This window comes from Nitrosovibrio sp. Nv4 (assembly GCF_900215485.1).
In the GTDB taxonomy this organism is placed as follows: Bacteria; Pseudomonadota; Gammaproteobacteria; order Burkholderiales; family Nitrosomonadaceae; genus Nitrosospira.
In genome coordinates this window covers 410222-433919 of record NZ_OCMZ01000001.1, presented here as the reverse complement: position 1 = coordinate 433919, position 23698 = coordinate 410222, and the positions used below count along the sequence as shown (strand labels likewise).

The 23698-nt window shown below is 51.8% G+C and carries 23 protein-coding genes, 3 tRNA genes and 1 other RNA gene; 18 read left to right on the top strand and 9 right to left on the bottom strand.

The genetic code is table 11. The annotated features are described in order from the left end of the window. Positions 1–6: 6 nt before the first annotated feature. The 7 genes from gshB to metW all read left to right on the top strand — a co-directional run bounded on the left by gshB (position 7) and on the right by metW (position 6607). On the top strand, positions 7–984 hold the full coding sequence (gene gshB, locus CRO05_RS01860) for a glutathione synthase (protein WP_097065584.1): 978 nt from the start codon (positions 7–9) through the stop codon (positions 982–984). 267 nt (positions 985–1251) lie between these two features. Further along, a complete protein-coding gene (locus tag CRO05_RS01855; RefSeq protein WP_090882536.1) occupies positions 1252–1656 on the top strand; it encodes a PTS sugar transporter subunit IIA in 405 nt (134 codons plus the stop codon). Then, positions 1646–1915, top strand: coding sequence for an HPr family phosphocarrier protein (locus CRO05_RS01850; RefSeq protein WP_097065583.1), 270 nt, complete (start codon positions 1646–1648; stop codon positions 1913–1915). The genes CRO05_RS01855 and CRO05_RS01850 overlap by 11 nt, the downstream gene beginning before the upstream one ends. Then, positions 1912–3639, top strand: a complete 1728-nt coding sequence (gene ptsP / locus CRO05_RS01845) for a phosphoenolpyruvate--protein phosphotransferase (protein WP_090882540.1) — start codon at positions 1912–1914, stop codon at positions 3637–3639. Before CRO05_RS01850 ends, ptsP begins: the two co-directional genes overlap by 4 nt. 247 nt (positions 3640–3886) lie before the next feature. Then, positions 3887–5014 carry a homoserine O-acetyltransferase gene (locus tag CRO05_RS01840; RefSeq protein WP_097065582.1) on the top strand — a complete coding sequence of 376 codons (1128 nt, stop codon included), beginning with the start codon at positions 3887–3889 and terminating at the stop codon, positions 5012–5014. Between the two features lie 102 nt (positions 5015–5116). After that, positions 5117–5812, top strand: a complete 696-nt coding sequence (locus CRO05_RS01835) for a HugZ family protein (protein ID WP_097065581.1) — start codon at positions 5117–5119, stop codon at positions 5810–5812. 162 nt (positions 5813–5974) lie between these two features. Beyond that, the gene (metW, locus tag CRO05_RS01830; protein ID WP_235001247.1) at positions 5975–6607 is read left to right on the top strand and encodes a methionine biosynthesis protein MetW; all 633 of its coding nucleotides are present in this window, start codon (positions 5975–5977) and stop codon (positions 6605–6607) included. Positions 6608–6628: 21 nt separating this feature from the next. Here the strand turns inward: metW and CRO05_RS01825 are convergent, their stop codons facing one another. Both CRO05_RS01825 and CRO05_RS01820 read right to left on the bottom strand, forming a co-directional pair. Next, entirely contained in the window at positions 6629–8017 is a 1389-nt protein-coding gene (locus CRO05_RS01825; protein ID WP_097065580.1) for an MFS transporter, read from the bottom strand. A 73-nt stretch (positions 8018–8090) separates the two neighbouring features. Continuing rightward, positions 8091–8864 carry an exodeoxyribonuclease III gene (locus CRO05_RS01820; protein WP_097065579.1) on the bottom strand — a complete coding sequence of 258 codons (774 nt, stop codon included), beginning with the start codon at positions 8862–8864 and terminating at the stop codon, positions 8091–8093. 27 nt (positions 8865–8891) lie between these two features. Here CRO05_RS01820 and pyrE point away from each other — a divergent pair, with 27 nt between their 5' ends. Next, complete coding sequence (gene pyrE / locus CRO05_RS01815; protein ID WP_097065578.1) at positions 8892–9545, top strand: orotate phosphoribosyltransferase; 654 nt, start codon at positions 8892–8894, stop codon at positions 9543–9545. On the opposite strand, the gene CRO05_RS01810 is transcribed toward pyrE, so the two are convergent. Continuing rightward, positions 9542–10057 (bottom strand): LEA type 2 family protein, encoded by a 516-nt coding sequence (locus CRO05_RS01810; RefSeq protein ID WP_097065577.1) that lies wholly within the window; start codon positions 10055–10057, stop codon positions 9542–9544. The two genes, pyrE and CRO05_RS01810, sit on opposite strands and share 4 nt — an antisense overlap. A 305-nt stretch (positions 10058–10362) precedes the next feature. Between CRO05_RS01810 and rnpB the strand changes: the two genes are divergently transcribed. Then, positions 10363–10665, top strand: an RNA gene (rnpB, locus tag CRO05_RS01805) — RNase P RNA component class A. A 196-nt stretch (positions 10666–10861) separates the two neighbouring features. Beyond that, the gene (locus tag CRO05_RS01800) at positions 10862–11458 is read left to right on the top strand and encodes a hypothetical protein (protein ID WP_097065576.1); all 597 of its coding nucleotides are present in this window, start codon (positions 10862–10864) and stop codon (positions 11456–11458) included. A 330-nt stretch (positions 11459–11788) separates the two neighbouring features. On the opposite strand, the gene CRO05_RS01795 is transcribed toward CRO05_RS01800, so the two are convergent. The 6 genes from CRO05_RS01795 to CRO05_RS01770 form a co-directional block, all read right to left on the bottom strand. Further along, positions 11789–12976, bottom strand: a complete 1188-nt coding sequence (locus tag CRO05_RS01795; protein ID WP_097065575.1) for an aminotransferase class I/II-fold pyridoxal phosphate-dependent enzyme — start codon at positions 12974–12976, stop codon at positions 11789–11791. Then, positions 12973–13227 carry an acyl carrier protein gene (locus CRO05_RS01790; RefSeq protein ID WP_097065574.1) on the bottom strand — a complete coding sequence of 85 codons (255 nt, stop codon included), beginning with the start codon at positions 13225–13227 and terminating at the stop codon, positions 12973–12975. Before CRO05_RS01790 ends, CRO05_RS01795 begins: the two co-directional genes overlap by 4 nt. Before the next feature lie 53 nt (positions 13228–13280). Next, positions 13281–14195: an NAD(P)-dependent oxidoreductase gene (locus CRO05_RS01785; protein ID WP_097065573.1), complete on the bottom strand. Its 915-nt coding sequence runs from the start codon at positions 14193–14195 to the stop codon at positions 13281–13283. Positions 14196–14202: 7 nt separating this feature from the next. Next, a complete protein-coding gene (locus tag CRO05_RS01780; protein WP_255405850.1) occupies positions 14203–16062 on the bottom strand; it encodes a fatty acyl-AMP ligase in 1860 nt (619 codons plus the stop codon). Positions 16063–16664: 602 nt separating this feature from the next. Continuing rightward, the gene (locus tag CRO05_RS01775; protein WP_097065572.1) at positions 16665–17009 is read right to left on the bottom strand and encodes an STAS/SEC14 domain-containing protein; all 345 of its coding nucleotides are present in this window, start codon (positions 17007–17009) and stop codon (positions 16665–16667) included. A 36-nt stretch (positions 17010–17045) separates the two neighbouring features. Next, on the bottom strand, positions 17046–18152 hold the full coding sequence (locus CRO05_RS01770; protein ID WP_097065571.1) for an aromatic ring-hydroxylating dioxygenase subunit alpha: 1107 nt from the start codon (positions 18150–18152) through the stop codon (positions 17046–17048). Between the two features lie 235 nt (positions 18153–18387). On the opposite strand from CRO05_RS01770, the gene CRO05_RS01760 reads away from it, so the two are divergent. From CRO05_RS01760 to CRO05_RS01725, 8 genes are all read left to right on the top strand, one after another. Beyond that, entirely contained in the window at positions 18388–18642 is a 255-nt protein-coding gene (locus CRO05_RS01760) for an exodeoxyribonuclease VII small subunit (protein WP_097065569.1), read from the top strand. Continuing rightward, positions 18632–19525, top strand: a complete 894-nt coding sequence (locus CRO05_RS01755; protein WP_097065568.1) for a polyprenyl synthetase family protein — start codon at positions 18632–18634, stop codon at positions 19523–19525. Before CRO05_RS01760 ends, CRO05_RS01755 begins: the two co-directional genes overlap by 11 nt. A gap of 47 nt (positions 19526–19572) precedes the next feature. Further along, positions 19573–21417, top strand: a complete 1845-nt coding sequence (gene dxs / locus CRO05_RS01750; RefSeq protein ID WP_097065567.1) for a 1-deoxy-D-xylulose-5-phosphate synthase — start codon at positions 19573–19575, stop codon at positions 21415–21417. Between the two features lie 60 nt (positions 21418–21477). Next, positions 21478–22278 (top strand): GTP cyclohydrolase FolE2, encoded by an 801-nt coding sequence (folE2, locus tag CRO05_RS01745; RefSeq protein ID WP_097065566.1) that lies wholly within the window; start codon positions 21478–21480, stop codon positions 22276–22278. Positions 22279–22427: 149 nt separating this feature from the next. Beyond that, positions 22428–22504: transfer RNA gene (locus CRO05_RS01740), tRNA-Pro, on the top strand. Positions 22505–22539: 35 nt separating this feature from the next. Continuing rightward, a tRNA-Arg gene (locus tag CRO05_RS01735) sits at positions 22540–22616 on the top strand. A gap of 63 nt (positions 22617–22679) precedes the next feature. Further along, a tRNA-His gene (locus tag CRO05_RS01730) sits at positions 22680–22754 on the top strand. A gap of 134 nt (positions 22755–22888) precedes the next feature. Then, the gene (locus CRO05_RS01725) at positions 22889–23635 is read left to right on the top strand and encodes a DUF4393 domain-containing protein (RefSeq protein WP_097065565.1); all 747 of its coding nucleotides are present in this window, start codon (positions 22889–22891) and stop codon (positions 23633–23635) included. Positions 23636–23698 lie beyond the last annotated feature (63 nt).

Genomic DNA, 23698 nt, shown 5'->3' with positions numbered 1-23698 from the left:
TGATTCATGAAGCTCGCCTTTATACTCGACCACCTCGATTCAATCAAAACATACAAAGACTCAAGCTTTGCCATGATGCGTGAAGCTGCTTCCCGTGGCCATAGGTTGTTCTCCCTGCAACAGGGCGACCTGGCTTGGAAAGGAGGTGAGACGATGGGTTTTGCGCGGGCGCTGGAGTTGGAGGGCGATGCCGATAGCGCGGATAACGCGGATAAGGACCATCGCTGGTATCGGACAGAAGCCCCGGAGGAAATACCGCTACAGGAATTTGACGTCGTGCTGATGCGCAAGGACCCTCCATTCGACATGGAGTATGTCTACAGTACCTATTTGCTGGAGCTGGCAGAAAGCCACGGCGCACATGTAATCAATAGCGCGCGCGCAGTACGGGATCATAACGAGAAGCTCGCGATAGCGAAATTTCCTCAATATACCGTGCCTACGCTTGTAACAAGGCAGGAACACCTGATTCGCGATTTTCTTGCCGAACACCGCGATCTCATCCTGAAACCCCTCGATGGCATGGGGGGAGCGAGCATATTTCGCATCCACAGCGATGATCACAATTTAGGCGTGATAATAGAAACCCTGACACATTACGGCACACGTACCATTATGGCTCAGCGGTATATTCCCGAAATCATTCAGGGTGACAAACGCATCCTGCTGATAGCTGGAGAGCCAGTCCCCTATACGCTTGCACGCATTCCCAAACCGGGCGAGTCGCGCGGCAATCTTACCGCAGGCGCTACCGGGTTAGCACAGCCTTTGACCCGGCGCGACCGTGAAATCGCGGAAGCGCTGGGGCCCGCATTATATGACAAGGGTTTAATGCTGGTCGGGTTGGACGTGATCGGTGACTACCTCACCGAGATCAACGTCACCAGTCCCACCGGCATGAGGGAAATTGCCGATCAGACCGGCTTCAACGTGGCTGGAATGATGGTGGATGCGCTTGAAAAGAGTACCACTAAAAATCTTTGAGCAAAGTACTGCGTCAGAGACCCAATAAGATATTTCATTCCGATTCTTGTCTGCCCAGCCTGGACTTACGTTAGGCCGATTCTCTGTATTGTATTTTTGTGTGGCGCTGTTTGCCGAGCTATCCTCGCGAAAACCTGAAGCCATTCGTAGAAGTCTTTGAAGTCTTCCGTCGAAGACGCGATTGCCAAAGGATGTCGCTCAGCCGCACGAGGCCGACAATGCTAGAATGCTTTTCCATCCTCTGATAATCAAATATGGCAGCAGACCATGATTGGAATTTTAATTATCTCGCACGGTAATCTGGGCGATAGCCTTATCCATTGCGCTAATCACGTGATGGGGAGGAAGTCGCCGTATTTGACGCATCTGAGTATTACCATTCAGGACGACCCTGATGTTGTCATGCCAAGGGCGCTCGAACTGGTCAGAGAACTGGACCAGGGCGATGGCGTACTGGTGTTGAGTGACATCTGCGGTGCAACGCCGTGCAATATAGCCAGTCGGCTGATTAGCTCGGGAAAGGTGGAGTGTCTCGCTGGCGTTAATCTGCCAATGCTGATACGGGCGCTTACCTATCGCAATGAATCACTCGGGGTAGTTGGGGAAAAAGCATTGGCAGGCGGCAAGGAAGGCGTCATGCGTCTCGATCCAGGACTGCAAAATGCAATATAGAGAAGTCAAGATTCTGAACAAACTGGGAATGCATGCCCGTGCTTCCGCAAAGCTTACCCAATTGGCCGGCCGATACCGCAGCGAAGTATGGTTGTCACGAAATGAGCGGAAAGTCAATGCAAAAAGCATTATGGGAGTCATGATGCTGGCTGCGAATCAGGGCGTCACCCTGGGCATTGAAACAACGGGCGCGGACGAGGCAGAAGCGATGCAGGCCCTGGTGAGCCTGATCGAGAATCGGTTCGGAGAAAGCGAGTGAGCTTTGTGTTGCACGGTGTGGGGGTTTCTGGCGGCATTGCGATAGGACACGCTCATCTTGCCTCCCATGCCGCGCTGGAGGTGGCGCACCACACCGTGCCGCAGGATCAGGTCAGCAATGAAATCTCCCGCCTCGACACGGCATTCACAGCGGTTCGTGAAGAGCTTGAGGCATTGCATGCCTCCGTTGTCAGTGGTCCCGCAGCCGCAGAATATGGCGCATTTCTCGATCTGCATCGGATGATTCTGGACGATCCCACGCTTTCCACCGCGGCAAAAACCTATATTGCTCAAAACCAGTGTAACGCTGAATGGGCTATCACCCAGCAGATGGACGTATTGATGGCGCAGTTTGAGGAGATTGAGGATGCATATCTCCGTGAACGAAAAACCGATGTCATTCAAGTGGTGGAAAGAGTACTGAAAGCTTTGCTGGGCCACCCCGGCTATGTTCCAGCCCCGCTAAAGCATGATGGCGACAGTATTCTGGTTGCCCATGATTTAAGTCCCGCCGATGTGCTGCAGTATAAACAGCACTGGTTTACCGCGTTTCTCACCGACTTGGGCGGTTTGACTTCACACACCGCTATTGTCGCCCGCAGTCTAAATATTCCCTCTATCGTGGCCCTGCATCATGCGCGCCAGCTCATTCGTGATAACGATGTGCTGATCGTGGACGGCAGCCAGGGTGTAGTAATAGTCGATCCTGACGAGCATGTGCTGTCTGAGTATCGGTTGCGCCAGAGCCAGCTTGAATTGGAAAAACAGAAGCTGAAGCGCATCAAGACTATCGCTGCGACGACGCTGGATGGCACGACGATAGAATTGCACGCCAATATCGAACTGCCTCAGGATGTTGAACAGGTAAAAGAAAACGGAGCGACCGGCATCGGCCTGTTCCGCAGTGAGTTCCTGTTTCTCAATCGCGATACGTTGCCCGACGAGGACGAACAGTTTGAAGCATATCGTACCGTGGCGCGAAAAATGCGGGGACTGCCGGTAACGATACGCACATTCGATCTGGGCGCCGACAAGAATCTCGATCATGCAAAGCGCGTGGCAGCCAACCCGGCGCTGGGCTTGCGCGCCATCCGGCTGAGTCTGGCTGAACCGCAAATGTTCAATACCCAGTTGCGTGCGATTCTGCGCGCTTCCCGTTATGGCCAGATTCATATTCTGGTGCCGATGCTCTCCAGTGTTTCCGAAATCACGCAGACATTGCATTTTGTCGAGAACGCCAAACAGAGCTTGCGCAATGAAAAAATTCCCTTCGACGAGAAAATACAAGTGGGAGGGATGATTGAGATTCCTGCCGCTGCGCTGTGCCTCGATATTTTCATGCGCAAGCTGGATTTCCTGTCAATCGGCACCAACGATCTGATTCAGTACACCCTGGCGATAGACCGTGCCGATGACTCTGTGGCACACCTCTACGACTCGTTGCATCCGGCAGTGTTGCGACTGGTGGCTCATATCATACGCAGCGCCAACCGGACCGGGATACCGGTGTCAGTATGCGGCGAAATTGCCGGGGATCTGGTGTTTACCCGGCTTCTACTCGGTTTTGGGCTCAGGTCATTTTCCATGCATCCCGCACAACTGCTAACTGTGAAAAGAGAGGTATTGAGAAGTAACCTGCCTGATATCATACCGCTCACGCAAAAAATACTTAAAGCCGACGATCCGGATAGAATTCATGCGTTATTGATGAAGCTGAATGGCTGACGTTTTTGTATGAGGACTAATGAGCAACGATGCGCAGTTGGATTTTCAGAGGTGTGTTTGACTATAATTGCCGGTTACGGATCGCATTCATCGCGCCCGAAGATGCAACCGCCAAGTCACGCAGGATCTTTTTATACGCGAATACGCGAGATAAGGGAGATCAAAATTGCTGTTTATCTTTTACATGTATTTGCAGTTCATTAGTTATAAATCATCCTTCTGATCTCCTGACGGTTTTTTCACGTTAATGCAAGATTCCGATTCAATTAGTATCGTCGCGCCCCAAATTGCGCGTTTCGACACGCCCTTGCATTTAAAGAGCGGGACAGCGCTCGACAATTACGAGTTGGTATATGAAACCTACGGCGAACTCAACGCATCTAGATCCAACGCTGTACTGATTTGCCACGCACTTTCCGGTAACCATCATCTCGCTGGCTTCTACGCGGACAATCCAAAGAGCGGAGGCTGGTGGAATAACATGATCGGCGCCGGCAAATCCATCGATACGCAAAAATTCTTTGTCATAGGGGTGAACAACCTTGGCGGTTGCCACGGTTCGACCGGACCTGCCAGCATCAATGCAAAAACCGGCAAATGCTACGGTCCGGATTTTCCGGTGGTGACGGTAGAAGACTGGGTGCAAACACAGGTAAGGCTGGCGGACTACCTCGGCATCGATCAGTTCGCCGCAGTGGCGGGCGGCAGTCTTGGTGGAATGCAGGCCCTGCAATGGACGCTTGATTTTCCGGAAAGGGTGCGGCACGCACTGATTATCGCCGCTGCAGCCAAGTTAACCGCCCAAAACATCGCCTTCAACGATGTTGCACGCCAGGCGATCATTACCGATCAGGATTTTCATGGCGGGGATTACTATTCACACGGTGTAGTACCGCGGCGCGGGCTAAGGCTTGCCCGCATGCTGGGACATATCACCTATTTGTCGGATGATGCGATGGCGGCGAAATTCGGGCGGGAACTACGTAACGGAGCACTCGCGTTCGGTTACGACGTTGAGTTCGAAATAGAGTCGTACCTGCGCTATCAGGGAGACAAATTTGCCGACCAGTTCGATGCGAATACCTATTTGCTGATGACCAAGGCACTGGATTATTTTGATCCCGCATACCAGCACAACAACGATTTGAGCGCGGCATTCCGCGCCGCCAAGGCAAATTACCTGGTGTTGTCTTTTACTACCGACTGGCGTTTTTCGCCCGAACGCTCGCGCGCCATTGTCAGAGCATTGCTGGATAACGAACTGAATGTCAGTTATGCGGAAATCACGTCCAGCCATGGACATGATTCCTTTCTGATGGAAGATCGTCATTATCACAAGCTGGTTCGCGCTTATATGGACAACATTGTTATATAAGAAGGCAGGGAACCGTTATGGATATCCACCATGACTTTCGGCTCGACAGGTAAATGAGTATCGCTCGGAGCTTCATTTCCAGATGCACCTTACCAATGTTCCATGAATAGCGCATGCGCGGCTCGTCAGTTGTTACGGGCACATCGCTATGGTGCGTTATGCACCCTGTCGAAGAAGTTCAACGGCCATCCGTTCGGCTCAATGACTCCGTATCTGGTGGATCACGATGGTAGTCCGCTCATCCTTATCAGCACATTGGCGGAGCATACCAAGAATATCCAGCATGATTCTCGCATCAGCCTCATTACATACAGGCAGGACGACTCGGATATCCAGTCACAGGCGCGCATCACGGTGGTGGGCGAGGCACAACCGGCAATGGATAAACAGCAGATCGGTGCGCGCTATCTGCGCTATTTTCCGGAGGCACAAAGCTACCTCGTCATGAGCGATTTTTCTTTCTACCGCATCAGGCCGCTGACGCTGCGTTACATTGGCGGCTTCGGCAAAATCCATTGGGTTTCGGCAGCCAGCTATCTGGTAGCGCCCTATCCATTGATCGAACAGGAGGACGGCGTCATCACACACATGAACACGGATCATCGCGACACGATGCGCCGCTACTGCCGGCACGTTCATCAACGGGATACGCTGAACGTGGAAATGCTGGGCATCGACTGTGACGGTTTCGATGTGCGTGCCGATGACAGAATATTGCGTTTCGATTTTACGGAGAGGGTTCTGGATGCGCAGCAGGCTAGACGTGCATTAGTGGAAATGGCGCGAAGCGCAGCATAATCCTCCTATCACCGATGTGATCAGGGTGACTACGCTCTGCGTGTAACTAATTAGACGCTACAATATTCGGAATTCTGTCACTCCCTTCGCCTGACGAGACCGTTTGATGCCATTTGGCCGAACCTATAAACAACATTTTTTGATGCGGGGTTCATAACTCCTGTGAATACTGAAGACGTGGCTGACATTACTGCCCCATCCGTTGCCTACACGCATAGGCCCGATTTTGCCGTCATTGCTGCATGGGTAAAACCGGGCGCGAAAGTGCTTGATCTCGGCTGTGGCGATGGCTCGCTTATATGTTTCTTGCGCGACGCACGTAACATTCGTGGCTATGGCGTTGAAATTGACGATACCAATGTTCTGGCTTGTTTCAATAATGGGGTAAACGTAATACAGAGCGATCTGGAATCAGGGTTGCAAAGTTTCGAATCGGGATCATTCGATTATGTGGTTCTCTCGCAAACGTTGCAGGCAGTAAAAAATACCGAGAACATCGTCAAGGAAATGCTGCGGGTGAGCAAAGAAGGCATCGTGTCATTCCCGAATTTCGGGTACTGGAAAAATCGCCTGCAGGTTTTATCGGGCAACATGCCTGTTTCGGAAGCGCTGCCCTATCAATGGTTCGACACGCCTAATATTCACAACTGTACGCTGGGTGATTTTGAGGAATTTTGCAGCCAGCATGGCGCGCGCATTCTCGAACGCAGGGTAATGAGTGGAAATCATCAGATCACATTTATGCCTAATTTGCTGGGAATGCTGGCGTTTTACCGGTTTGAACAGCAGAAGTAGCGGCAGAAAGATCCATCACTATCACTCCAAACGTGCAGAGGACTCGGCAGCTTCGAATTTTGCCCGTCCGGCCAGCCATACCAGAATTAACACCGGTAGGCCGAGTAGCGCAGTGCCGGTAAAGAAGCTGGCATAGCCGTAGGCATCGACGAAGTCGCCGCTGAATCCGGCGATGAATTTTGGCAGCAACAACATCACTGAGCTGAACAGCGCATACTGCGTAGCGGAATAGGCTGAGTTGGTGAGACCGGAAAGATAGGCGATAAAAGCTGAAGAGGCGATGCCGCCGGACAGATTGTCGGCTGAGATGGTAAATATCAATCCGGTGATGTCGTGTCCGCGCCCTGTCAGCCAGACAAAAAGCAGATTAGTCGCCGCCGACAATACTGCTCCCAGAAAAAGCGTACGCATGATACCGATTTTCGCCGTCAGCACCCCTCCTATGGCTGCGCCAACGATCGTCATGATGACTCCATAAACCTTGGAGACCGTTGCCACTTCGTCCTTTGTGTAACCCATGTCGACATAAAACGGATTGCTCATCACGCCCATTACCACATCCGAGATGCGGTAAACGGCGATTAACGCCAGAATCAGCAAAGCCTGCCCGCCATGGCGCACAATAAAGTCACGGAAAGGCGCTATCATTGCTCCATACAGCCAGGCGAACAGTTGTTCGAGTTTGCTGTTCAGATGCCAGTGTGCGATGGTTTTTCGGGCGCGGTCTTCATTCTCCGAGATGAGACGAGTGATCGGAACTTCCGGCTCGCGGATAATAAGGGTGGTAACAATTCCGACCGCCATGCAGGCAGCCATGGTCAGGTAGGCAATACGCCAGGGAGCATACTCGTACGTCGCCTCCGAAAGATCTGCCGCCGCAGCGATCCACAAAGCACCGGCGGAAGCCAGAATCATCGCCAGGCGATAACCCGCCTGATAAGTAGCGGCCATGGCTCCCTGGAGCCTGGGCGCGACGGCTTCGATCCGATAGGCATCGAGGGCGATATCCTGGGTGGCAGAAGCGAAAGCAACAGCCAGGGCGAAAAAGACCATATGCGTCAGGTTCTCGAGCGGGTCGGTGGTGGCTATACCGACCAGTGCGAGGGCAATGGCGACTTGCGATAGCAGAAGCCACGCACGCCGCCGGCCAAGCAACCGCGTTAATAACGGCAACGGCAGGCGATCCACGAGCGGGGACCACATCCATTTGAAACCATATGCCAGACCGATCCAGCTCAAGTGGCCGATGGTGGAACGGTCAATTCCGGCTTCCCGCAGCCAGAATGAAAGCGTGCCCATTACCAGTAACAGGGGCAACCCGGCAGAGAAGCCCAGCGACAGCATTCCCAGCACCCTGGGATGCGTGTAGATGCGAAAAGCATGCAGCCAGCTGGCTAGGGCAGCTGACATTATTGCTGATCCGGCAGTCGGACAGGACCTGGTCTCCCGATCGGTTTCTTGCGGTCAACCGTGCGGGCCAGAATCATAAGTTGTAGTCGTAATCGATAATAAGCGGCGAGTGATCAGAGAAACGTTCTGTCTTGTAGATGGCGACCGCATTGGCTTTGGCAGCAATTCCCGGCGTGGCAATCTGATAGTCGATGCGCCAGCCGACATTCTTGGCCCAGGCTTGTCCTCGATTTGACCACCAGGTATATTGCTCAGGCTCTACATTGATTTGCCGGAATACGTCTACAAACCCAAGCTCTTGAAAAACGCCGGTAAGCCAGATGCGCTCTTCAGGAAGAAAGCCGGAATTCTTCTGGTTGGATCGCCAGTTTTTCAGATCGATTTCCTTATGGGCGATGTTCCAGTCGCCACATAAGATAATCTCACTGCCGCAATCAGCCAGTTTTTTAAGCATGGGGAAAAATCGCTCCATGAAAAAGAATTTGGCAGCTTGTCGATGCTCACCGCTCGATCCCGACGGAAAATAGATCGATATCACACTCAAATGGCCAAAGTCCAGGCGTATAAAGCGTCCTTCCGCATCAATCTCGGGAATGCCTAACCCTTCGATAACATTGTCCGGCTCATGCCGGCTATAGATGCCCACACCGCTATATCCTCTTTTTTCGGCACAGTGAAAATAACCATGATAGCTATCAGGCGCGAGGATTTCCGCGGTAATGTCGCTGGTTTGTGCTTTCAGTTCCTGCACGCATACCAGATCCGCATCCTGCATTTTCAGCCATTGAAAAAACCCCTTGCTTGCGGCGGAGCGCACGCCGTTCAGGTTAAGCGTTATAATTCGCACGTCTATTTTTTCCGATTTGTCATAGTGATGTCCGATTTCCGGCAGGAGTTCATTGAATTTGCCATCAGCCGTAACGTATTGTGCTTCGGTGAATTCAAAACTAAAGCAGGGCGAATGTCGCCATATTTTTTTAACGCCGGGCTGTTCAACGACGGGGACTCTCTGAGGAAGTTGGGTCAATTTTACGCCAAAGCGATTCTTGCTGCCCAGCTTCAATTTGACATGCTATTCGGCCCTGCTTACAAAGGTATTCCTCTGGTGAGCTGTATTGCCATTGCGCTGGCCGAGCGTGGATATAACTACCCTTTCTGCTTCAACCGCAAGGAGTCGAAAGATCATGGCGAAGGCGGAAACCTCGTGGGCGCGCCGCTTGCAGGACGCGTGCTGATCGCGGACGATGTAATTTCCGCAGGTACTTCCGTGCGTGAGTCTGTTGGCCATATTCAGGCCTCTGGCGCTACGCCGGGAGGTGTGGTTATCGCGCTTGATCGGATGGAGCGTGGAAACGGGACGCTTTCGGCGGTGCAAGAAGTTTATTGTGCTTATGGAATTCGCGTCGCGAGCATCGTCAACCTGGACGAGATTACAACTTATCTGCGGACCAGAAAAGACCTGGCGCACAATCTGCGCAAGGTTGAAGAATACCGCGCACGATATGGCATAGCTGATCAGACAGCCTAGTTGCTTGATGGATGTTCGGCGGAGGGCTGATTCAGAGGTTCATATGGCATTTCCTCCGGCGGGGTCGGCAGCATGATTTCTCCCTTTGAGTCGAAGCGCCTTCCGCCGATGGGCCCCATTCCGCCCAGTCGGCCATGCAGCTGGTAGTCAGCCTTGGTACGGTCGCCAGTTGCGAAGTCGAATGCGTGACGGATCATTGCCGTGGCCGGTACGGTAACCGGCACGGTAATGACCGTTTCTCCAAAGCGCGGAACAACACCGTGCTGGTCGCTCACGCCGCTCGCGAAACTCATTCCGCGTAAATCCAGATCAAGCGCGATGCCATCGTAATCAAGTGGTTTTTCGCTATGATTCTGAATCCTGAGGTGTACTGCGAAGCGCGCCTCCATGCCTTTTCCCTCCAGAGGCTCAAGTCCAGCGACGGAAATCCGAAGCGGATCCTGCCGCTCCAATGCCGCACATCCGGAAAGGAGGAGAAACAACGCTGAGACAAGCAATATGAATGGGTTCATAGGTAACCAGCGCCACAAACCAGAATCATAACTCGAATAATTTATAAATTTGAGATGTTTGCGCTTATTTTTTGCCTGATATGAAGAAGCAGCGGATCGAGTATCATTTTTCCAGGTGCGTTACCCGAGGAGCGAAAAGCATACTGAGACTACACACGCCGGCACCAGTCCCAGCAGGAGTGGATAGTTTATTGCCTGCTGCCTGCAGCTAATACTTCCATACATGTTTCAGCTTGAATCTGGAGGGCCGATGCTCGTGCGGCTGAGTTTGCTCCGTTCGCCCCGGTTAGGGTATTATTCATATCGAAGCTGGCTAGACAATCGCTGCTTGTCTTTCAGTAATGAAAGACAAGGGGAGGAAAGTCCGGGCTCCACAGAGCAGGATGCCGGTTAATGACCGGCCGCCGCGAGGCGAGGAATAGGGCCACAGAGACGAGCGTATTAAGTTACGGTGAAACGCGGTAACCTCCATCCGGAGCAAGACCAAATAGGCAGGCTATGATGCTGCTCGCTGAGCCTGCGGGTAGGTCGCTTGAACGCGCGGGCAACCGCGGGTCTAGAGGAATGATTGTCCAAGACAGAACCCGGCTTATCGGCCAGCTTCCTTTTGTTTTTGAACCTGATACACCGGAAACGGCGCGAATGCGGCGTTTAACAGGAATTGAAGCCGCGGAAAGGAGAACAGAATCTGAAGAATACTCTGTTTCCTCCCGACCGGTTTGTTATACAATCGGCGATTGCTCGCGCGGGTGCGAGGTGTCTGATCATTTGCTGATCAATTTGCGGATTTGAAACGGAGATATTATGAAGAGAATTTTTGGGTGCGCCGCAGGGCTGGCATTGGCTGCGTTGGTAGCAATGGTAGCGCTGCCAGCTCATGCGCAACTCATGCTCGCCCATGAAGGCCATCATTCAGGTGACTGTGCCATCAAGTCGGGGGCTTTTCCCGTAGCTTTCAGCGCTTATGAAAAGCCCAAGGGCGATCTTCCGCCCACTCATGCGTATTGCGATCATGTTCCGGAAACGGGCGAGCTGTATTTTACGGTGGATTTAACGGATCTCGATTCTCGCGAGATCCCCATTGCGCTGCGTCTTGTTATGGAAGGACATGGAGAAGGTGGGCATGAGATTATGTCCGTACCAGCTAAACCTTATCCATCGGGAAGTATTACATTTTCGGTGAATCTGGAAGAACTCGGTCAATACGCCCTGCTACTGGAGACGGAGAAAGCGGGTAAAATGACCACAGCGGTACGGATTCCGATACATGTAGGTGGCGGCGGTGGCCATGATGGACATGGTTCAGGCTTTGGCATGACAGAAATTGCTTTGTTGCTGGGCATAGGGGGAGCTGCCGCTTTCTTCCTGTTGCGCCGCCGAACGAGCGCGAAGATGTCCTGACTGGTTAATTCGATCTCTCTGTTCAGTTATACACTCGTTCAATAGTAGCGTCCAGTCAAGCCGGTAGACTACTGGTTTGACTGGACGTAAATATTGGATTCCCGTAGGGCATCAATAACCTATCCCTTGGAATAGCCATCCTTCGATTCATGACGAAGGCCGTAGTTGTCACCTGCTGATCTATTCGGGCGGAGTCTTCCTATCTATTGAGATATTCGAATCTCATGTACGGGAACCACTATCAAAGTAGAGGAGAGGGGTCAAACACAGACTTCCACGGATTTTTCAGAGATCGCTGTCAATCCTCCACAAAAATAAAATTTCCTGATGTTATTGGAAAATAGTTTTGCGTAGCTCGGAAAAAGCGTTCCCTACATAGTCCATCTGTTCACTGCTGTGGGCTGCGCTAACACTGCAACGCACCAATGAATTCCCTTCGGGCGCGGCCGGCGGTACGACCAGGTTGACATAGATGCCGTGTTCAAGCAGACCCCTCCATATCGCCAGCGCCTGCTGCGGTGTGTCAAGTATGGTTGCGATAATGGGACTGGGCTCCGGACCGAGCTGATAGCCGAGCTTATCAAGCCGGGAATACAGTTGGTGTACATTCCGCCAGAGTTGCTGGCGTAATCCGACACCATCCCGCAGTAACCTGAGCGCCGCCCGTGTCGATGCAATGGTAGCCGGTGTAGGCGACGCCGTGAATATATACGGACGGCTGACATAGCGTAATTGATCAAGTTGTGGATGTTTGCTCACACAATAGCCTCCGATACCGCCCAGACTTTTACTGAAGGTACCGGTGATGAAATCAACTTCGCCGACAAGTCCCGTTTCTTCCACCAGACCCTGGCCTGTCTTACCTAGAACCCCGAGGGAATGCGCTTCGTCCAGAAGAAGCGTGCTGCCGTAAGTGTCTTTTAATTTAACGACATCAGCCAACGGCGCTCGATCGCCCAACATGCTGTAAATGCCTTCAATAATGATGAGCGTGGAACGAGAGCGATCTCCCAAACGCCGAAGGCGCTTTTCCAGGTCGACCATATCATTATGTCTGAACCTGATAATCTCGGCGCCACTTAAGCGGCATCCATCATAAATACTTGCGTGGGAGTCGCCATCAATAAGAACAACGTCACCAGTTCCCGCCAAGCCAGAGATCGTGGCGAGATTGGCTTGATAACCGGTTGTGAATACGATGCAGGAATGGCATTGGTAAAAATCTGCAAACTCCTGCTCAAGGGCGCGGTGGCCACTGTAACTGCCATTGGCCATGCGTGATCCCGTCGTGCCTGTGCCCTCGCTATCGATCGCCACATGGGCTGCCTGCAGACATTCGGGAGCGAATGTTAGCCCCAGATAGTTGTTTGTACCCAGGAATAGTATGCGGCGGTCGCCAATTTTTGCCTCGGTGGAAGAATAAACCGCATCTATGGGCGTACCAAAAACCTCAACGTCCTCAGGTAACAGGGCTTTTCGCGCTGCAGCAACGGCCTCAAGCTTATCTAGCAAACTCATTTATTTGCAGTTCTTATCTGATGAATTAACGTCGCGAGCTCGTGAACAGTCTGAACATCCGCAAGCGCATTGATAGGTACGGAGATATCAAACTCATCCTCGATTTCCATGATCAGATTCAATAACTTGACGGAGTCGATTGCAAGCTGATTAATAAGATCTGTCTCTGGCGTAATTTCTGCATCAGGACCGGTAAATTGCTTGAGATGGTGGCAAAGTTTTTGCAGCACATCGTTGTAATCGCTCGCCATGGCTTGGTTCTGATTTGATTTGATGGGTTAAAATTATATCGCTTATGTTGCGCTTATATTGCTTCAGGCAAGGCGTCACGCAGTTGAACGGAAGGTTGCCAGTTGGGAAGCGCCCGGGTTAGAGGCGTGATATCGCACACCCAGTTGGGATGGCGTAACTCCCTGACCTTCCCCGGCGTCAGCATTGGGGAATATCGCAGCAACCGGGCCAACCACAAATTAATGGTGGCGATCACCAAAACAAGTGCTCCGGGAAAGAAAATGCAATGAACTGGCCGTTGCCAGACCTCTTGTGCAATATCCGCGACGGATTGACTGTCATAGCCCCCGGGCATCCCGTCATCGATCTCATAGAGTCCTCGTACGGGCGTTCTGGTGGAAAGCCAGCAGATAATAGCCGCCACCAGATCATTGACGTGCAGTAAACCAAAGCGCATCGCACGCTGCCCGACCATTGGCAATATACCGCGTTGGGTTACTCTGAAGAGGGGGCTCATTTCCTTATCACCTGGACCATAAACCGCGGTCGGGCGAAAAACTGCACATGCTATTTTGCCCGAGCAGTCACTCACCACCTGCTCGGCCATGCGCTTACTGGTTGCATACCAGGAAAGCTCCGGTTGTCTTGCAGCAAGGGAGGATATAAGGAGAAAACGAGGCGGGGAACTCTGTTCTATCGAGGCGCGCACCAAATTTTCTGTACCGCCTACGTTGGTATGAACGAAATCATCAAGAGAACTGCCCCGGACCCGCCCCGCGCAATGCACAACAGCGACAGTATCTTTGACAAGCCGCCGCAATGCATCGACGTCGTCCAGATCGCCCTCGATCCATTGCGTAAACTCATCATCTGGCCGAGGGCGTCTGGTCAAAGCCTTGACCTTCCACCCTTCCTTGATCAGTGACTGTAAAAGCATGCGACCAATAAAGCCGGTGGCACCAGTCACCGCCACCAATGACTGCGACATCTCCCGATTATATGTCCCCAGACTCGGCTGATAGCTGGTCTGTCAGGTTTGTCCGCTGAATGAAACCCTGGCGTGCCGCAAAACGCGATAATTTCCCGGATGAAGTCCGAGGCAACGTATGCGGAGGAACCAACTCAACCAGGCAATTAACGCCGAACGCCATATACACGAGCCGTTGCAATCTGCTGGTAAGAGATTGCCGATCTGTTACTGACGTTAGGCGGCACTCGATCACCAGAACAATCGTTGTAGCGTCGTTAGCGTCAGTTATGCCAAAAGCGGATGCTTCCCTTGTTCTCACCTCAGGCTGTTGTTCGGCAAGTTCTTCTATGTCCTGAGCGCGAATGTTCCGTCCGTTGACAATTATTACATCGGTGCGACGGCCAGTAACATAAAGATCGCCATCAAAAAGGAATCCCAGATCACCAGTATCCAACCAGTTGCCAGGCTGGAGCGTTTTCCGGGTATCTTCCGGGTTATTAAAGTAACCTGTCATGATACTGCTACCTTGCACCAGAACGCTGCCAACCCTTAAATCGGGCAAAAGCTGTCCGGCATCATCAACCACCTTGACCGTGTGCTCGGGCAAGGCGCGGCCGCAATTTACAAATTCGCTATACTTCCTGCCATCCGCCTGTAATCGAATGGCCATCTTTCTATCAACCAGGGTTCCAGCATCAACTCGCAGGCTCTGGAAACCTTGACCAACCTGAGAAAAAGTTACGGCAAGCGTCGATTCGGCCAGCCCGTAACAGGGGAGGAAAGCTCGTGCATCAAATCCCGCAGGTGCGAATTTTTCCGCAAAGTTTCTTAGGGTATCAGGCCGGATCATTTCAGCGCCGACACCAGCGGCACGCCAACTGCTAAGATCAAGGTCTTCCAAGTCGGAATCGCGGACCCGCAGGGTGCAGAGTTTAAGGCCAAATGGTTGACTAAACGCCACAGTAGCTCGATTCCGGCTAATCAGCCGCAGCCATTGAAGCGGTCTGATCGCAAAATCCCGGGTCGCCAGATAATCAACAGAAACCTGTGCCACCATGGGTGCCATTACCATGCCAACCAGGCCCATGTCGTGATAAAACGGCAGCCAGGACGCGCAACGATCACCCGCGTGGATTTCCAATCCGTGGCGAACAATTCCCTGCAGATTGCTCATCAATGCCCGCTCGGTAATGATTACTCCACGCGGGACACGAGTGCTTCCAGAGGTAAATTGGAGATAGGCGATTTCATCAGGATGATTTGGCGGCAGAGCCACGTCTGGAACGGGGAACTTACCGAGCTGCTCTGGAGTACCGACCCAGCGTAATTGTTGCGAACCCTCCGCAGCTTCCTCAAGGAAGTTAATATAGTCCACATTGGCAACCGCGGCACTTGCCTGTCCGGCTTCAAGCATGCCGCGAAGCTGTTGAACATACACCGCATGACTGCCAAGATTGACCGGCACGGGCATCGCAAAAGGAATCAGCCCCGCGAACCGGCATGCAAAAAATAATTCGACAAACTCCGGGGTGGTATCGGCAATAATTGCCACACGATCACCACTGGTCAGACCGATACTCAGCAGCCGTTGCGCCGAGTTGCGGGCGTTTTGCCTTAGTGCCTGATAGGGAAGGACTGAGCGTAGATTGCCTCTGGCATCGTAAAAATTATATCCGGCGGTCCCAACTGCCGCGTATTCCAAAGCAGCGGTCAAGGTTTCAAAGTCAGCCAATCTCTGAGTTTGAGTGTTATGAGTTGGTGTTGGGGTTATTGCTATTGGTGACTCGTTTAATAACCGAGGATCAAACGCTTGCGTTAGCGGAGCGTTCAACTTCGCTATTGTTGAACTCAAGGTCTTCCCCTCCAAATTAATGGTGCTAGTCATCTTTTTGTAATGTAAAGGATTCCGGTCGGGAACATTATTCTCGTTGCAACTGTCCGCTGGGCTCTAAGCGCTCAGCTTGAAAATCAAATTATTAAATCAAAAATCTTACGTACGGCGCTCGAAGCCAACACGTGTTAAGTTAATTAATTAACGGGCTTCTATTATAGCGACTGTCAGAGCACCGCGATTTATTTGTACAGGGTAAAAACACCAAACACCGCCGGGCTTCCGCGCGCAGATGCCGTTTAAATAAATAAATTGCAGGCTTTACGCTCGTTTTCAGGGCTGCAAAAGCAACGGGGTCCATTCTGTACGAGTTGGAAGCCAATATAAAGAGATTTTGGAGAATGGAAGAGAAATGTGTAGCTTTTTTGCAACACTTACTCGAAACCAGCGATGCCAATTTTGGGCCTGCGACGCTGATCTCAATTTATCCGGCTGCCATGCGGCATTCTACATCAACACAAGTGCCGAATGGACGAGTAGTTTCAATCGCCAGACGAGTCCCCTACCTGATAGCCAGGCATTTTACCAAGTGTTGTTAAATACGCCCATATTTTGCCGCAGGGTACCGTCAACCCCGGAATCCGGAAGGCATAACCTCAGGCCCCAACCCATGCTTTCGCATCCTCGTAATCACTGAATACCCTGATGTCGGCGTCAACGAATAGATTAGATACCCATGCACTCCAGGCACGCCACTGATTCTCGGTGATTATTGCGATCCGATTGAATTCGCTGCCGTGTTCCCGGATGAACTTGATGTCCTCCCATACGACGTCGACGGTGTAATCCACCATATCGCGCCAATCGAACAGTACATTCAGTTTGACGTCGCGCCGTGATTTCTGGAGCACCTGCTCCTCGAATTCTTTGTAGTCAGCCAAGGTAAACTCACCGAAGACGGCAACGCTGATCAGATTATCAGTTTCCTGAATGGTAATCATGGTAAGCCCGCAAAACATGAAATTTTATAGAGCACACTAATAGTCCTTAATGTGCGGCTCGATTTCCCGACGCAAAAATTCGTGGAAGTGTGCCATACCATCTTCCATTGGCGACTGATACGGGCCGGTTTCGTTGATCCCCTGCTCAAACAGGGCACGGCGTCCGGCAGTTATCAGCTTGCAGATTTCATCATCCTCAACCGCGGTTTCGTGATAGGCGGCTTGCTCTGCTTCAATAAATTCCCGTTCAAACAAAGCGACGTCTTCTGGATAATAAAATTCGACCACATTGGTGCAGCGTTCTGTTCCCGCCGGAAGCACCATGCTGATAATCAGGACGTGAGGATACCATTCTAACATGATGTTGGGATAGTAGAGCATCCAGATCGCGCCGTGCCTTGGCGTTTTTCCCCCGGTTTGACGTAGCAGTTGTTCATGCCATCTGGCGTAAACCGGTGTACCCGGGCGAGTGAGATCATTGTTTATACCTACGGTCTGTACGTTGTACCACTCTTGAAATTCCCATGCCAACTCGGCGGTATCAACAAAGTTGCCCAACCCCGGATGATATGATTCGACGTGATAGTCTTCGAGATAAACCTCGATAAAAGTCTTCCAATTGCAAGCATATTCTTCTATCTGAACGCGTTCCAGTACATGGCCGGAAAAGTCGAAGTCCTTGAGCACGCTCAAGTTCGCGAGGTCGCGCGCCACGTTTCGCTTGCCCTCAAAGAGCAGACCGTTCCAATTCTGCAATGGCGTATTGCCAAGATTGAGGCAAGGATTTTCGGAAAAATGGGGAGCGCCAAGCAGTGTGCCGTGCAAATCGTAAGTCCAGCGGTGTATGGGGCAAACAATGTTTCGGGTATTGCCGCGGCCCTTGAGCAGCAGAGATTGCCGATGGCGGCAGACGTTCGACAATAACTCGATTCCGCCCTTGTTGTGCACCAGTACTTTGGCATTGCTCATCCATTCCGGCACATAATAGTCGCCCACATCCGGCAGCATGATTTCATGCCCGACGTAACCGGGTCCCCGCTCAAATAAATAACGCTTTTCCAAATCAAGAATACGGGGATCGAGATACCAGTCAATGGGCAGTTGCGTCGGCGCCAGTTGGAAAACATCAACGAGATCGGACATATCCGTTACTTTAGACCTTTTGAAGGAGTAAAAAAGATAGTTGAAATATTAAAATGCTGGCCAAATGCAGCGAGAAATCCGGAAAGAGCCTGCTCTCTCCCGGAAACGCTTATAATCTCGACTAAGAGGCCCTTTTTGAGGGAAAGTTTCGTGGATATAATTGACCTGACCCCGCTTATTGCGTTATTTTTGTAGTTTCGCGGCATATACCTATTCCGTGACAAATGTGTTTATCATGACAAAGCCCGCTAACCCCGTCAAATTTTCGCCGCCGGAAAGTTTTGAAGCCGCACTGGCCGAATTGGAAAGCATTGTAGTAGAAATGGAAGCAGGGCAAATGCCGCTTGAACTATCGCTCGAAGCTCACAAACGTGGCACGGAGTTGTTACAATACTGCCAATCAAAGCTACAGAACGCACAACAACAGGTACGTCTTCTTGAGGCCGATACACTGAAAAATTTCTCCCCATCCGGTATCGATGACCGCTGATTTCCAGGATTGGGCGAGGAGCCGCCAGGTACGCATAGAAAATTCCCTGCAGACCCTGCTTCCCGCCGCAAATGTTGCCCCCGAGCGTCTGCACGATGCGATGCGTTACACCGTTCTGGGTGGAGGCAAGCGTGTGCGTCCGCTGCTTGCCTTTGCGGCGGGAGAGCTGAACGGGGCGGATGAGGAGCGTGTGACGATCGCTGCCGCCGCGGTAGAACTCATACATGCCTATTCTCTGGTGCATGATGATTTGCCTTGCATGGATAACGATGTGTTGCGGCGGGGCAAGCCCACTTGCCATGTCGAGTATGGTGAAGCCATTGCCTTGTTGGCGGGTGACAGTTTGCAAAGCCTGGCCTTTCAATTGCTGGCCGAAAACTGTCTGGCGGATAACGCGCAGATACAATTGCAAATGATCAAGCGCCTGGCATACGCCTCGGGCTCGCGCGGCATGGCCGGCGGACAGGCGGTTGATCTCGCCAGCGTCGGCAAGATGTTAAGTCTGCCAGAGCTGGAATTCATGCATATTCACAAGACTGGAGCTCTTATCCGTGCTGCCGTCATGCTTGGCGCCTCTTGCGGTAGCCGTTTGTCCGAAAACCAGCTGATGAGCCTTGATCATTTCGCCAAATGCATGGGTCTTGCGTTCCAGGTAGTGGACGACCTGCTCGATGCAGAAGCTACCACCGCGACGTTAGGCAAAACCGCCGGCAAGGACGCCGAAAATAATAAACCAACATACGTGAGCATTCTGGGTGCCGCCCAGGCACGTGAACTGGCCGAAGCGTTACGGCGCGATGCGTATCAGTCGTTGGAGGCTTTTGGTGTAATGGCGGAGCGGTTGCGGCAAGTAACTGACTTCATCATCCAGCGGGAGTTTTAAGGCTGGTGTTTCCCATGGTAAAGAATATTATTATTGTCAGGGTTTAAATGTATCCACTGCTTGATACCATCACTACTCCTTCCAAATTGCGCAAGTTGGAACGCAAGATGCTGCCGCAGCTCGCCGACGAGTTGCGCCGGTTCCTGGTTGAATCCGTTTCCAAGACGGGTGGGCACCTGTCCTCCAATCTTGGCACGGTCGAGCTGACGATAGCACTGCATTATGTTTTCAACACGCCGCATGACCGCTTGGTGTGGGATGTGGGTCACCAGACTTATGTCCACAAGATTCTGACCAGTCGGCGGGAAGGCATGAGCAAGTTGCGGATGCAGGGCGGCATCGCGGGATTTCCACGGCGCGACGAAAGCGAATACGACGCATTCGGTACAGCGCACTCCAGTACTTCCATCAGCGCTGCATTGGGCATGGCGGTGGCTTCGCAACGGGAGGGTAAAGGTCGATGCGCGGTTGCAGTGATCGGCGACGGCGCGATGAGCGCGGGTATGGCGTTCGAAGCCTTGAACAACGCCGGCGCCATGAACACCAATTTGCTGGTGATTCTAAACGACAACGACATGTCAATTTCGCGTCCGGTAGGCGCGCTCAACAATTATCTTGCGAGGCTCATGTCAGGGCAGTTTTATGCGACGGCACGCCGCGCCGGCGAAAAAATGCTGGGCGTGGTTCCGCCCGTGCTGGAACTTGCCAAGCGCGCCGAAGAGCACGTAAAAGGCATGGTAACCCCTAGCACACTGTTTGAAGAATTCGGCTTCAACTATATCGGACCCATTGATGGTCATGACCTTGACGTGCTGGTTGGCACACTCAACAATATAAAGCATCTTGACGGCCCCCAGTTTCTGCATATCGTAACGCGTAAAGGCGCGGGTTATAAGGCGGCCGAGGAAGATCCGATTCTTTACCATGGGGTTACCAAGTTTAATCCCGATGCAGGGATTATCCCCAAAGCTACAGCCAAGCCTTCCTATACACAGATTTTTGGCGACTGGCTGTGCGATATGGCCGCATTGGATGAGCGTCTGGTAGGGATCACGCCGGCGATGCGTGAAGGCTCTGGCCTGGTGAGATTTTCCCAGGAATACCCTGACCGTTATTTTGATGTCGGGATCGCCGAGCAGCACGCGGTCACTTTTGCCGCGGGCCTCGCTTGCGACGGAATGAAGCCGGTAGTGGCTATCTATTCGACTTTTTTGCAACGGGCTTATGACCAATTGATTCACGACGTCGCTATCCAGAATCTTCCGGTAGTATTCGCCATTGACCGCGCCGGATTAGTCGGGGCAGATGGTCCCACTCACGCCGGCAGCTTCGATTTAACCTATTTACGCTGTATTCCGAACATTACTGTAATGGCCCCTGCTGATGAGAATGAGTGCCGTCAGATGCTCTACACCGCGTTTCAGATGGATACACCGACAGCGGTGCGATATCCTCGGGGTGCGGGGACAGGCGTAATACCGCAAAAGCAAATGCAGATGTTACCGATAGGCTGCGGGGAAATTCGTCGCGAAGGAGTAAAAATCGCGCTGTTGTCGTTTGGCAGCATGCTCACTCCGTGTCTTGATGCGGCAGAAGAATTAAATGCCACCGTTGCGAACATGCGTTTTATCAAGCCGTTGGATAACGATCTGATCTCATCTCTAGCGGCAAACCACGAACTGCTGGTGACGGTGGAAGAAAATACCATCATGGGCGGCGCGGGTAGCGCTGTACTGGAATCGCTGGCAAGCGGCGGGCACACCGTTCCGTTGCTGCAATTGGGCTTACCTGACGTTTTTATAGATCAGGGTGACACCTCTCAAATGCTGACCGATTGCGGACTGGATAAGGCGGCCATCGTCAGGTCCGTCAGAGCTAGATTCTCCGAGTAGCCGACTCAATCCTCCGGCATATCTATTTTATGCGGCGGCCCCGTCAGGAAGTCAATACCCATGAACGACATGAATGTTTCCATTGCGGATGTGCAAGGCGCGCTTGATACGCGGCATATCGCAATCAACCGCGCGGGCATCAGGGCCATTCGCCATCCGGTGAAGATAATGGACAAGGGAGACGTCATTCAGCATACCGTTGGCGTTTTCAACATGTATGTGAATTTACCCCACCACTTCAAAGGCGTGCATATGTCGCGTTTCGTGGAGATACTTAACGGCCATGAGAGCGCAATCTCGGTGGAATCATTTGAAAACGTGTTACGGGCTATGGTAAAGAGACTTGGAACGGAGTCCGGCGACATCGAGATGACCTTTCCTTATTTCATCAGCAAAACGGCGCCCGTTTCCCGAATAAAGAGCCTGCTGGATTATGAGGTGACTTTCCTCGGTCAAATTGATAACGGAAGCTACCGGTTCACAATGAAAGTCCTCGTGCCGGTGACTAGTCTGTGTCCCTGCTCCAAGCAGGTTTCCGAATATGGCGCGCACAACCAGCGATCCCATATGTCAATATCGATTCGAACCAACAGTTTTGTCTGGATCGAGGAATTGATACGGATGGCGGAAGATCAGGCTTCATGTGAACTCTATGGATTGCTGAAACGTTCGGATGAAAAGTATGTCACCGAAAAGGCTTACGACAATCCCAAATTCGTGGAGGACGTGGTGCGGGATGTGGCAGCGGTACTGAACCGCGATGCGCGCATAGACGCTTATATCGTGGAGTCAGAAAACTTTGAATCTATCCACAATCATTCAGCTTATGCGATGATTGAACGGAATAAATTGAAGAATTGAGCTTATCATTAAGCGTCAGTTGACCAGAGCGGCCTTGCACGCAATATTCATGGGCGAATTACCTTTTGCCGGTGGAGGTCGAGATAATCTCTTCTGAAGAAACCCAAAATTGACCTTTTCTTGATGGGAAGGTATATTATCGCCCTTTCCGGGGTGTAGCGTAGCCTGGTAGCGCGCCTGGTTTGGGACCAGGATGTCGGGAGTTCAAATCTCTCCACCCCGACCATTCATGTTAATCTGAGGCGAAATCCGATTTGAGTGGTGCCCGTAGCTCAACCGGATAGAGCACCAGCCTTCTAAGCTGGGGGTTACAGGTTCGATTCCTGTCGGGCACGCCATAGGCTATCTTTTCTGGCGAATGGCGCCTGAGCTTCAGACGATGCATTATGGTTTCTCCGATGGTGGCTGTAGCTCAGTGGTAGAGTCCCGGATTGTGATTCCGGTTGTCGTGGGTTCGATCCCCATCAGCCACCCCATCAATTCAATGACTTACGTTGTATTTAAATCGTTTCTTTAATTTTGCTAGACCCTATCTTAGACGATTGTCTAAGATAACTTTAACTTTGGTAGTTCAGGTTTGATTTTTACAGATAGTATCTGACCAGTTGAGATGGGTGTTCTTAAAGACATTGGAGAAGGTCCGCTCGCTGAGATTTACCGCGATATCGCACAACCCACGACACGAGAGATTGGTGCGGCGCTCGGAAATGTTGCGAAGATCGCAAGGTTCGCACTTGCGCCGATCGACTACCTCGCAGCTCAGCATCTGCGTTGGGAACGCTATCTTGAACGACTAGCCGAGAAAGTGCCTGAAGAACGAAGGATTGAAGCTCATCCTCAGCTAGCAGGCCCCGCACTCGAGGGGCTTAGGTATGTCGAGGAGAGCAGCATCAATGCTGAGCTCTTTCTAAATTTGCTGGCTCGGGCTATTGATCGTGACCGCGTGAATGAAGCTCACCCGGCTTTTGCCCAATTGATTTCTCAGATTAGTCCTGATGAAGCATTAATCCTATTTCACTTGAAGCGGCGAACATTCTCGTATCGGCAACATGCGGCCTATCACCAAGAGTCGAATAAATTTGGTCCGAGAATCTTGACAGAGAACGAGTTTCCACTGGATGAACTAATGTTTCCGAACAATTTCGAATTCTATATTGATCACCTTGACAGCCTCAATTTGGCTGGCATCTGGCAAGATGGAAATCAAGTAGCCGTGATGGGAGGAACGCCTCGTCGCCAGACTGGTGTGAACATCAAGAGTCTCATCTGCCTCGAAAGTGTCGGGCGGATGTTTGTTAAAACCTGCGTACCAGATGAACTAAACCCCCAATGGGCTCAAGGTAAAAAGGGCATATAACCCGGATAGCCTAGCAGAACTTAAAAGTTCGTTTTGGTCCACCGCTGACTTTGGTCAAACCTC